Below are 11,937 nucleotides of genomic sequence, written 5' to 3' on the forward strand. Positions count from 1 at the left end.
TTGGCCAGTTTTTGCTATGGCCTTTTTAATTGGGTCGTTTGAAATGCGTCTTTTAAATGAGTGAGTTTGGGGTGAATCATGGTCAAAAAATCAATGTTTCAAGCTGCACATCGTATTTTTGCTTTTTTAGCACTCACGTTGTTCGCCACTTATGGTGCATGCAATACGTTGACGCTTGGGATAGTGCCACAACAGTCAGCGAAAAAGCTTGCCGAAACTTGGCAACCGCTTATCAACTATATTTCGGAACATGCCAACATTGATGTTGTATTTAAAACGGCGAAAGATATTCCTACCTTCGAACAACGACTGGCCGAGGGAGAATACGACATTGCCTACATGAACCCCTACCACTTTGTGGTATTTCATGACTCAGTTGGCTATCGCGCACTGGCTCGCCAAATAGACAAGCGAATTAAAGGTATTATTGTTGTGGATGCGAACAGCGATATTGTGTCGCTTGACGATCTTAATGGCAAAGAAATCGCCTTTCCTTCTCCTGCCGCATTTGCTGCCACTATTATCCCCAGTGCATACTTGAAACAGCAGGGCATTCTTTTTACGCCACGCTATGTGCATTCTCATGATTCAGTATACCTTAACGTACAACGAGGCTTTTTTAACGCAGGTGGCGGCATAATAAGAACCTTCAATGGTGTTGATGACAATACACGAAGTGCCCTTCGTATTTTATGGGAAAGTGATGGGTATACCCCCCATGCAATAGCTACCCACCCTCGGGTTACCGACACGCAAAGAGATGCACTATTGACTGCGTTGCTTACCCTGTCAGAGGACGAAGACAACAAACAATTATTAAAAAACGTTGGCTTTAAAGGTTTTATATCATCAGTAGGTGAAGATTGGGACGACGTACGAGCCCTAGGCATCACCTCATTAGCAAGGCCGCAATTGTGAAAAGAGACGCGTCGCTCACACTATCGCTAAGAACCAAGACTATTGTTGGGGTAGCACTTATTGCTGCCATTCTGTTTTTAATTCTTATCACCACCGTATTTAAATTATTAAATGACTTAGTTGACACCAGTGTTGAAACCTCTGCCCAAACCACCACAACCTTGTTTGTCTCTACCGCGAAAAATGCCTTTTTAAGCTACGACCTCGCTTCGCTAGAGGCAGATGCATCAGAAATGCTTTCAAACCCTAATATCAGCTATGTTCGGGTTCTCGATAACAACAACAATGTGTATGTCGAAAAAGGTGAACATAGCGTACTTAACCGTCCTTTTAAGCAAGATAGAGATGTAATGAGTGCGGTAGACGGTATATACGATACCTCCGCTGACATTAAGGTTGGCGAGACACTCTATGGGCGTGTAGAGATAGGGCTTGAAGTTGATTCTATTAACAAGTCAGTAAAGCGAGTTCGAACATGGACACTCACTCTTGCATCCATAGAGCTCGCCCTTATCGCATTGTGTTCATTCTTGCTTGGGTCATACTTAATGTCGCAGTTAAAGCAACTAAGAGCGGGCGCTAGGCATTTAGGCGCGGCGGTTAAAGATAAAAACTATCAGGATATCTCTGTCAAAGTGCGTGGCAAAGATGAACTCAGTGAGTTGGCTGATGCGTTTAACCAATTAGTTGAACTTTTGAAAGACGAGAATATTCATCGTGAGCGTGTTGAAGATGAACTCAAAGAGCTCAACAGCTTATTGGAAGTGAAAGTAAGAGAACGCACCTCGTTGCTAAATCAGAAAAACTTTCAGCTTGAAGAAGCAAATAAAGATTTAAAAGAAGCACAGGTTCAATTGTTACAAGCAGAGAAAATGGCATCAGTTGGCCAATTGGCCGCGGGGGTAGCGCACGAAATCAATAACCCGATTGGGTTTGTGAATAGCAATATGCATACTCTCAGCGAATACGTATCGACCTACCAAATGATATTCCAACAGCTGAACGATGTGCTTTCAAAAGATACCGCCACCCAACAAGATGAAGCGATAAAACAGTTGCGTAACATTATACAGCAGCAAGATATGGAATTTATCAACAGCGATATCTCTGAACTCATCACCGATTCGAAAGACGGCCTGATTCGGGTGGCCGAAATAGTCAAAGGGCTAAAGCTTTTCTCTCGTGTAGACAGTGATGAAATGCAGTCTTACAACTTAAATGACTGTGTTCGCACCACCCTAGCGATGGTGAACAACCAGCTAAAGTACATATGTAGCGTAGAAACGCATTTAGGGTCGATTCCCCATATCATGATGAACATGGGGAAAATTTCACAAGTTGTAACTAACCTTCTTATTAATGCAGGGCAAGCCATCGAAAGTACTGGTATACATGGCACCATTACCATTACAACGCGGGAAGTAGATGGCAACATTGAACTTACGGTGCAAGACACTGGCTGCGGTATTAAATCGAGTCACCTAGATAAATTATTTAACCCCTTCTTCACTACCAAACCAGAAGGGCAAGGTACCGGACTTGGGCTTTCTATTTCTTTTGGCATTGCTCAAGAACACGGCGGCACCCTTCATGCTTCAAGTAACGATGGGGAAGGAAGCTGTTTTACGCTAAGCCTACCAATACATAATCCGTTAGACGACAACGCCGAAGATTCTTTTCAGGACGATTCACTATGAATGATACCACTGACCAAAACGCAGACGTGTACACTGTTTTATTTGTCGACGATGAACCTAATATTCTTCGTGCCATTAAGCGCGCGCTCTTTTCCTTAAAAGTTAATTTATTGCTTGCTGATAGTGGCGCAAAAGCGTTAGAGATCATGAAGGAAAATGAAGTTCACGTGATCATTTCCGATATGAAAATGCCACAAATGTCTGGTGCTGAATTACTTCAACAAGTCGCAGAATTGTACCCTGAAAGTTATCGGCTAGTACTAACCGGTTATGCCGATATAGAATCGACTATCAAAGCGGTTAACGAAGGAAAGATTCATCGTTATTTGCAAAAACCGTGGGACAACAAAGAGCTTATATCTGCCATTGAAGATGGGCTAGAACGAGTAAAGTTAAAAAACGAAAATGCCCGCCTGCAGAAATTAACCCGACTACAAAATCGCAAGTTAAAAGAAGTGAATACGTCACTTGAACAAATGGTGCATAAGCGTACTCGCCAAATTAAAGCCGCGTTGAACAAGATTGAAAAGCACAATCTTGCAATGGAGCAAGTACTGTTTAACGTTATTAGTATTAACCCCAATATAGACGGCAAGTTTGCCATTGAAGTGAGCGAGCTTGCCACTAAGTTAGCCAAATACCTTCAACTGAGCCCTGAAGACGTTAAACGGGTGCGCTATGCCGGGCTTATTTGTGAACTTGGTTTACTAGGGCTAAATACAGACGATTTTCTAGCCCCGTTTTCGAAGCTAAAGTACCAGCAACAACAGAACTACTTAGATCAAACCAAACAAGCGGCGCTCATGCTGGCACCTGCAACAGAGCTACAGCCAGTATCAGACATGATTGAATTCCAATTCGAGCATTACAATGGTGCGGGACCACGTAATGTGGTGGCAAAAGAAATTCCAATTGGTGCTCGCATCGTGTCAATCGCAAGAGATTACTGGCGTTTAGTCACCGGCCGAATGAGCGGTGAAGAGATGACTCCCCGTGATGCAAAAGCAGAAATGAAAAAGCATACCAACACACGGTATGACGGTGAAATTCTGTCATTCTTGTTGGAAGATGATGATGTGAGCACGTCAAAATACATTTACAACACTATGAAAGCCTCTCAGCTAAAAGCCGGCATGGTGTTAGCCAAAAATTTATACAACGACAGCCATATTCTTATTCTGCCTGAAGGGCATATTTTCACCGACGCGACTATTCAAAAGCTAAGACAATTTGAGGAAGAACGTCGCCGTGAATTCAGTATTTTGATTGAGCCCGATACGCCGCTAGATGACCCCGAAGAAGGTGCTGCGGCTCAAGACGCGTGATCTTAAGCGTATCTGTAGTAGTACCCATAAAACTGGAATAAAGAAGCACTAAGGTAATTAGTGCTTTTTTGTTTTTTTGTAACTGATGCCTACGATAATGAAATCTTCTACCTTGAGCCTCGGTCTCTTAAACGCGTATACAGTGTGTATTCCTTCAATTTCGTGTCACAATAAATGACAATTTTAGGCCTAACGGATAATGAGGCGGTTAACATGAAACATTTTGATTATATCTGCATAGGCGGCGGTAGTGGCGGCATTGCGTCTGCAAACCGTGCCGCTAAGCATGGTAAAAAAGCAGCTATTATTGAAGCTAAAGATATTGGCGGCACATGCGTTAACGTAGGCTGTGTGCCTAAAAAAGCCATGTGGTACGGCGCACAAGTTGCCGAGGCTATCCATCGCTATGCACCAGAGTACGGTTTTGATGTGTCGGTGAACCATTTCAGTTGGGATAGTTTAGTTGCTAGCCGCCAAGCTTATATCGAACGTATTCATGCTTCATACGACCGCTCGTTAACCGCTAACGATGTTACCCTTATTCGTGGCTTCGCGAAGTTTGTTGATAACAATACTGTTGAAGTCGATGGCGAAACTTATACCGCTGACCATATTACTATTGCCACTGGTGGCCGCCCCGTCATTCCTGATATTCCAGGAGCACAGCACGGTATAAATTCAGATGGTTTCTTTGCACTTAAAGAACAACCTAAAAAAGCTGTTGTAGTAGGTGCAGGTTACATTGGCGTTGAGCTTGCGGGCGTACTGCATAGCTTAGGTACAGAAACTCACTTGGTTGTTCGTAAACAAGCACCGCTTCGCCACTTCGACCCTATTATTCACGAAACCTTGGTGGATATGATTCACGCTGAAGGCTGCACATTACACAACCACACCAGCGTTGAAAAAGTAGAGCGTGGTGAAGGTAAGAACCTTTTAATCCATCTTACTAATGGCGAAGTACTTGAAGCAGACTGCCTCATTTGGGCTATTGGCCGCGAGCCATCTACCGATGTAATAGCCATTGAAAATACCGATGTAGAGCTTACCGAAAAGGGCACGGTGAAAGTGGACAAATATCAAAATACTACAGCTAAGAATATTTATGCTGTAGGTGATATTACGGGTGAAGCTGAATTGACGCCTGTAGCAGTAAAAGCAGGTCGCTTGCTTAGCGAACGCTTATTCAACGGCCAAGAAGACGCGCACATGGATTACACCATGATCCCTACTGTGGTGTTTAGCCACCCGCCTATTGGCACAATTGGCTTAACCGAACCAGAAGCGGTTGAACAATACGGCGAAGACAATATTAAAGTGTACTCGTCGAGCTTTGCATCTATGTACACCGCAGTAACTCGTCACCGCCAAATGACCAAAATGAAATTGGTGTGTGCAGGTGAAGATGAAAAAGTAGTTGGTCTTCACGGTATAGGCCACGGTATGGATGAAATTCTACAAGGCTTTGCTGTAGCCATTAAAATGGGCGCGACTAAAGCCGATTTTGATGCCTGTGTGGCCATTCACCCTACCAGCGCTGAAGAATACGTTACTATGACCTAGGTGGTTTTACATAGCTTAGTTTAGAATAGATTAGCTTTGCTAAGATTAGTAAAACCCTAGTGTACTTATAGAATGTAAGGCGATATTCATTTGTTGATTATCGCCTTTCTTTTACATCCTCTCTAATGAAACGGGCACTCCGTTTAATACACCATTTCCCGACAAGGTATCCACCTGCATTTCGTCTGTCAGAATATTGGTATTAACGCCAGGGTATTGGCTAGCGACACCCAGTTTTATCCCCTTTTTATTATGACCCCAGCCATGCGGAATAGAGACTACGCCTGGCATAATAGAATCGGTAATTTCAGCTTCCACTTGAACATGACCCACTCTTGAAGTGACTTTAACCCTATCACCCTCTTGAACTTGATATTTAGCAGCATCCACAGGGTGTAATTGCAAGGTACAGCGATTGTTTCCCTTCACCATTCTAGGGCTATTGTGTAACCACGAGTTGTTCGTTTTAATATGACGCCTGCCAATTAATACCATTTGATTTTCGTTACGCATTCGGTCGAAGAAGTGCGTCTTTACTCGAGCTATATCTGGCATAAAGTAATCGAAATCTAAATCGATTTTTTTATTCTCGTGAAAAATAGCGTTAGGTAATGCACTCTGCAACGGCCCAAGATCAATGCCATGCGGATGGGCTTTAAGTTTGTCTAGTGACAAGTTATAGCCTTCCTCGCCACTGGCGTTTGCGCTATCATGCGCCCCGTATTGACCACTTTTTAATAAATCGTCTATCAGACCTTGTGGCTGCTTTTGCCATAGTGCTTGATAGTGTGCGGTGCTTTTTCCATTTAATTTATCTAGGCGCTCTGCCAATGATAAGTATATCTGCCAATCGGTTAATTGGTTGTCATCTATGTTTACCACTGCCTCAGAATAGGTGGCGTAGTTTCTTACAGCAAAGTTGTGAAAAACCACATCATAGTGGTCACGCTCTAACGGGGTAACGGGCGGTAATATAATATCTGCATGGCGAGAGGTTTCTGAAATGTAGAAGTCCACAGACACGACAAAATCAAGTTGCGAAAAGGCACGTTCCAGCTGCTCGGTATTCGGCGTTGTTACCACCGGATTACCAGCACCGATGACCATGGCCTTAATTTGGCCTTCACCCGGTGTTAATATTTCTTCTGCTAAACATGCTACTGGGTATTCACCTGCAAAAGCCGGTAAACCTCTCACCCTTGAACTATAGCCTCCTATGCTGCCCCTGCTTGATACGGGAAGAATATCGGCGGCAGGTTGGGTAAACATCATTCCCCCTTGCCTATCTAAGTTTCCAGTCAGCATGTTAAACAGCATGATGAGATATTGCGTGAGTGTGCCAAATGCTTGCACACTCGCGCCCATACGCCCGTAGCAAACTGCGGATTCAGCTTCGCAAAAGTCGGTGACCAATTTGGTTATTTGTGAAGCTTTAATACCTGTTAGTTCGCTAACGGTTTCGGGCGAAAAGCCTTTTACATAGCCTTCAACATCAAGTAAATCTTCGGCGTAAGGTAAAAGCGCTTCTGCACTATGCAATTGCTTTTCAAATACTACATGTAACATAGCAAGTAATAGCAATACGTCGCTGCCTGGGCGAATAAAATGATGCTCGCAGCTTAAATCAGCAGTGTCTGTCCGTTTAGGGTCGATAACCACTACTTTACCGCCGCGTTTTTGCACGCCTTTTAAGCGTTTTTTAACGTTGGGCACTGTCATGATGCTGCCGTTTGAAGCCAGTGGGTTTCCACCGATAATCACAAAGTGTTGGGTACGATCGATATCTGGAATAGGAATTTGCGACATATGCCCAAACAGTCTGCGACTCACGATATGATGAGGGAGTTGATCGACTGAGGTGGCAGAGTATCTATTGTGTGACTCAAGGGCGCGATAAAAATAAGGGCCGAACAAGATAGCCCCCATGTTGTGGGCATTCGGATTACCTAAATACACGCCAACCGCATCTTTCCCATGTGTAGACTGGATATGGTGAAGTTTTTCAGCAACGTAGTCAAAGGCCTCACTCCACGGTATTTCTTGCCACTCATCGCCCACCTTTTTTATCGGCCGTTTTAGTCTATCAGGATCGTCATACAAATCTTTCAACGCACTGGCTTTTGGGCATACGTGTCCTTCACTAAAAGGATTATCTTTGTCTCCCTTAATGGAGAGTATGCGGTTGCCCTGTGTTGCCACTTCAATGCCGCACATGGCTTCGCACAGCGTACAGGTTGAGTAATGGAGCTTTTGTTCTGGGCTGACCCCGCTCTGCTCTGAATTGACCACGTTTTGCTCTGAATTGACCATGTACAGCACCTACATCAAATTTTGTTAACAGCTTGTTGCAAATTAGCGCTTATCAATCTAATAGACAAGCATCATCGTGAGTGATGGATAAATAGGCGGGTGGGTGGTAAAACTGTAGTTTGGTCGTTAGATTTATACGTGAAATCTCATAAGTAAGGTGGCGTCCCACCGTTTCAGGTTAAAGTTAACGATAAATTTACAATTAGATGAGACGCTCACAGGCATACTCATCACTAGACAGAAAACGCACTTCAAGTAATTGGAAATAGATTATGATAAAAACAACAAAAAGCTTATTAGCCGTCGCACTTGTGAGCGCGCTAGGCTTAAGTACGGCGTACTCCGCGTATGCCGCTAACGACATAAAAAAAGAAACAACCATCAATGAAGAAAAATGGGATGTAAGTAACCCGCCATTTGCGCTTAACGAAGTCACTATCAATACCACCGAAACCACTTGGTCTAGCTTAGATATCGCACCTAACGGCAAGTACATGGTATTTGATATGTTAGGCGATATTTATAAAGTGAATATTGATGGCGGCGATGCCACACCCATCACGCAAGATTTCGCATGGAACATACACCCAAGCATTTCACCGGATGGCTCAAAGATTGCGTTTATTTCTGACCGAGATGGTATTAACAATCTTTGGATAATGGATAGTAATGGCGAAAACCTACACCAAGTGACCAAAGAAAAGAACAATCTTATTCACTCTCCTAAGTGGAGCCCAGATGGTGAATACTTGTTGGTATCGAAAGGTATTATGTCTAGCCGCAGTATTCCAGCGGGTGAAATTTGGATGTATCACAATACCGGCGGTGACGGCTTGCAAATTAAAGCTCGTAATCATGGTAAGAAAGACCAACAAAATATAGCTGACCCTGTTTTTTCCCACGACGGTAGATATATTTATTTCACAGAGAACACCGTGCCAGGAAGTCGTTTCGACTATAACCGCGATCCATTAGGTGGCATATTCGCCATTACCCGATTCGACCGTGAAAATGGTGATGAAAGCCGTTACATCAGTGGCACTGGCGGTGCGGTGGTACCCACTCCTTCACCCGATGGTAAATACGTCGCGTTTGTGCGCCGCGTAAAAGAAAAGACAGCTTTATTTTTAAAAGATATTAAAACCGGTGTTGAAACCCCGCTTACCACAGAACTTGAACGCGACATGCAAGAAGGCTTTGGCTCTGAGGGCTACTTCGCCTACTTTGACTGGATGCCCGATTCCTCGGCCATTGTGTATTGGACGGGCGGTACTTTTCATAGCATCAATATTAACGATAAAACTATTTCAGATATTAACATTAGTGTAGAAGCTACCCTTCACTATGCTGATGCGCTGCGTTTTGATGTAGATGTTGCACCGGATGAATTTGATGTAAACATGATTCGCTGGTCGCAAATGTCGCCTGATGGCAAAACCCTCTTGTTTCAAGCATTGGGCAAACTTTACGTAAAAGACATTAAATCTGGCAAGATGAAACGCCTGACAAAGCAAAATGAACATGGTGAATATTACCCGCGTTTTTCTAACGACGGCAAAGCTATTGTTTACACCACATGGAATGATGATGAGCTAGGCTCAGTACGCATTGTTTCTGCCCGTGGCGGTAAAGGTAAAATCATCACTCAGCAACCTGGGCATTATATAGAACCATCGTTCTCAAGTGATCGAGAAAAAGTAGTGTACCGCAAGTTTACCGGCGGCTATTTGCTAGACCCTAAATACTCGGTGGACCCTGGTATTTATGTAGCAGACCTTGATAGAAAAACCGAAAAGAAAGTATCTGATGGGGGCATTAACCCACACTTTGCTGGTGACAATTCACGTGTATTTTTCACCGAATCTGTAGGCGGCACGCCGTATCGAGAGACACAACTTTCAAGCGTCAACCTACAAGGAAACGATAAGCGAACACACTTATATGGCGCTGATGATGTAAGTGAGTACAAACTTTCGCATGATAAAAAATGGGTAGCATTCGTTTATCAGTTTAAAACCTTCGTGACCCCATTTGTTGAAAACGGCAAGAAAGTAACCATTGGCCCTAAAATGACATCACTGCCAGTTACTCAGCTTTCATCTAAAGCCGGAGAGTACTTAACATGGTCGCCGGATAACACGACGGTAAGCTGGTTTAATGGCCCAACCTTCTACAGTCGCTCGCTTAAAGAAGCCTTTGCGTTTGTAGATGGTTCGCCAGAAACATTGCCTGACCCTGTGGCTGACGGTATTAATTTATCGTTCACTACAGAAGCAGATAAACCTCGTGGTTATAAAGCCTTAATAGGCGGAAAAATCGTGACTATGCGCGATGCCGACAACACCCAAGAAGTCATTGAAGATGGCGTTATTATTATTAAAGATAACCGCATTGAAGCTGTGGGTAAGCGCGGTGATATTGCTATTCCTGAAGGTGCTATGCAAATAGACGCCAGTGGCAAAACCATTATTCCAGGATTAGTTGATACCCATGCTCATGGCGCGCAAGGCAGAAACGAGATTATTCCAGATAAAAACTGGAGCCAATACTCGAATGTTGCCTTTGGAGTGACCACCATTCACGACCCATCAAATGATACCACTGAGATTTTTGCGGCCTCTGAGCTTCAACGTAAAGGCGACATAGTTGCACCACGTATATACTCTACCGGTACTATTTTGTACGGAGCAGAAGGCCTAGGCTATAAAGCCATTATCAATAATTACGAAGATGCGTACTTTCACGTAGAGCGCTTGAAAGAAAGTGGCGCGATTTCGGTTAAAAGCTACAACCAGCCACGTCGTGACCAACGCCAACAAGTGTTATGGGCGTCGAAAAATCAAGACATGATGGTAGTGCCAGAAGGCGGCGGTAAGCTTCAACAAAACCTGACCATGTTAGTAGATGGCCATACCGGGTTAGAACACAGCTTACCTATTGAGCGCGGTTATAGCGATGTCACCCAGCTATGGAAAGCCACCGAGTTCGGTTACACACCTACATTTGTAGTTTCTTACGGCGGTATGATGGGTGAAGAGTATTGGTACGACCGTACTGAAGTATGGAAAAACCCACGCTTACTCCGCTACACACCAGCCACTATGTTACATGGCCGCTCGATAAGACGCCCGACCGCGCCCGATAACCAGTACAATCACCAAAACGTTGCCAGCTACGCCAAAGAGCTTCGAGATAATGGGGTCAGTGTACATATTGGTGCTCATGGCCAACGTGAAGGCTTAGCCGCGCACTGGGAGCTGTGGATAATGCAACAAGGCGGTTTCACCGCGTGGGAAGCATTACGCGGCGGGACTATCGATGGCGCAAAACACCTAGGTATGGGTAAAGACATCGGCAGTATTGAAAAAGGTAAACTGGCCGACTTAGTCGTTATTGACGGCGACGTGTTAGCAGACCTACGCCGCAGCGAATATGTGGAATTCACCGTACTTAACGGCCGCGTATACGAAGCCGCCACCATGAACGAAGTGGGCAGTAAAACTAAGCGTTCCCCTTTCTTCTTCGAAGAAAACAACGCCACCTTTATGCCAAGAACCACCGCTGAAGCGATTGACGCTAAAGCCCATCACTTCCACTGGAAACACTAATTACCGAATAAAGTATTAGCGTTTATCAAGCCGGCGTAAATCGCCGGCTTTTTTATGCCTAACGATTTCCCCGACTTCCCACATAAATTCGCTTTCGGAACTACCTCCCTCACGCCAACTCACTCCAACTACCAATTTAGTTCAGAGGGTGGAAAGCACCATGACAGACCTTCCACCGCATGGATGCGGTGGCAGAACGCCATGGCTGGGCTTATTGGGAGCTAGGGTTGCATTAAAAGTGCGGGGCACACAATAAGCAGGCCCTCCACCTTCTAAAAAGTCTCCGATGGCCGATGATGAGTATGGCTGGTGGGGCGATAGACTTACTCTCCCCAAGCCAGCCATGGATTTAGCTCAGAGGGTAGGAAGCACCATGATAGACCTTCCACCGCATGGATGCGGTGGCAGAGCGCCCATGGATGGGTTTATTGGGAGATAGGGTTGCATTAGAAGTATGGGGCACACAATAAGCAGGCCCTCCCCTTCTAAAAAAGCCTTCGATGTCTGAGGATGAGT

Annotated in this window: 8 protein-coding genes; 7 read left to right on the top strand and 1 reads right to left on the bottom strand. The window is 44.6% G+C overall.

What is annotated here, in order from left to right:
• The first annotated feature begins 93 nt into the window (after window positions 1-93).
• The 4 genes from AV939_RS17765 to gorA all read left to right on the top strand — a co-directional run bounded on the left by AV939_RS17765 (window position 94) and on the right by gorA (window position 5,503).
• Window positions 94-918 (top strand): phosphate/phosphite/phosphonate ABC transporter substrate-binding protein, encoded by an 825-nt coding sequence (locus AV939_RS17765; RefSeq protein ID WP_061998231.1) that lies wholly within the window; start codon window positions 94-96, stop codon window positions 916-918.
• A complete protein-coding gene (locus tag AV939_RS17770; protein WP_061997961.1) occupies window positions 915-2,615 on the top strand; it encodes an ATP-binding protein in 1,701 nt (566 codons plus the stop codon). Before AV939_RS17765 ends, AV939_RS17770 begins: the two co-directional genes overlap by 4 nt.
• On the top strand, window positions 2,612-3,940 hold the full coding sequence (locus AV939_RS17775) for a response regulator (protein ID WP_057795768.1): 1,329 nt from the start codon (window positions 2,612-2,614) through the stop codon (window positions 3,938-3,940). The genes AV939_RS17770 and AV939_RS17775 overlap by 4 nt, the downstream gene beginning before the upstream one ends.
• 213 nt (window positions 3,941-4,153) lie before the next feature.
• Entirely contained in the window at window positions 4,154-5,503 is a 1,350-nt protein-coding gene (gorA, locus tag AV939_RS17780; RefSeq protein WP_061997963.1) for a glutathione-disulfide reductase, read from the top strand.
• A 111-nt stretch (window positions 5,504-5,614) separates the two neighbouring features.
• Here gorA and AV939_RS17785 read toward each other — a convergent pair whose 3' ends face one another.
• Window positions 5,615-7,813, bottom strand: coding sequence for a molybdopterin oxidoreductase family protein (locus tag AV939_RS17785; protein ID WP_061997966.1), 2,199 nt, complete (start codon window positions 7,811-7,813; stop codon window positions 5,615-5,617).
• 272 nt (window positions 7,814-8,085) lie between these two features.
• Between AV939_RS17785 and AV939_RS17790 the strand changes: the two genes are divergently transcribed.
• The 3 genes from AV939_RS17790 (at window position 8,086) to AV939_RS20215 (ending at window position 11,860) form a co-directional block, all read left to right on the top strand.
• Window positions 8,086-11,421, top strand: a complete 3,336-nt coding sequence (locus AV939_RS17790) for an amidohydrolase family protein (RefSeq protein ID WP_061997968.1) — start codon at window positions 8,086-8,088, stop codon at window positions 11,419-11,421.
• Between the two features lie 54 nt (window positions 11,422-11,475).
• Window positions 11,476-11,646 (top strand): hypothetical protein, encoded by a 171-nt coding sequence (locus AV939_RS20210; RefSeq protein WP_156454650.1) that lies wholly within the window; start codon window positions 11,476-11,478, stop codon window positions 11,644-11,646.
• 61 nt (window positions 11,647-11,707) lie between these two features.
• Entirely contained in the window at window positions 11,708-11,860 is a 153-nt protein-coding gene (locus AV939_RS20215; protein WP_156454651.1) for a hypothetical protein, read from the top strand.
• Window positions 11,861-11,937: the final 77 nt, after the last annotated feature.

This window comes from Alteromonas sp. Mac1 (genome assembly GCF_001562125.1).
Lineage (GTDB): Bacteria > Pseudomonadota > Gammaproteobacteria > Enterobacterales > Alteromonadaceae > Alteromonas > Alteromonas stellipolaris.

Coding starts and splice junctions, on each gene's coding strand:
- AV939_RS20210 (WP_156454650.1), top strand. CDS start 11,476: ATGCCTAACGATTTCCCCGACTTCCCACATAAATTCGCTTTCGGAACT.
- AV939_RS17790 (WP_061997968.1), top strand. CDS start 8,086: ATGATAAAAACAACAAAAAGCTTATTAGCCGTCGCACTTGTGAGCGCG.
- AV939_RS17785 (WP_061997966.1), bottom strand. CDS start 7,813: ATGGTCAATTCAGAGCAAAACGTGGTCAATTCAGAGCAGAGCGGGGTC.
- AV939_RS20215 (WP_156454651.1), top strand. CDS start 11,708: ATGGCCGATGATGAGTATGGCTGGTGGGGCGATAGACTTACTCTCCCC.
- gorA (WP_061997963.1), top strand. CDS start 4,154: ATGAAACATTTTGATTATATCTGCATAGGCGGCGGTAGTGGCGGCATT.
- AV939_RS17765 (WP_061998231.1), top strand. CDS start 94: ATGTTTCAAGCTGCACATCGTATTTTTGCTTTTTTAGCACTCACGTTG.
- AV939_RS17775 (WP_057795768.1), top strand. CDS start 2,612: ATGAATGATACCACTGACCAAAACGCAGACGTGTACACTGTTTTATTT.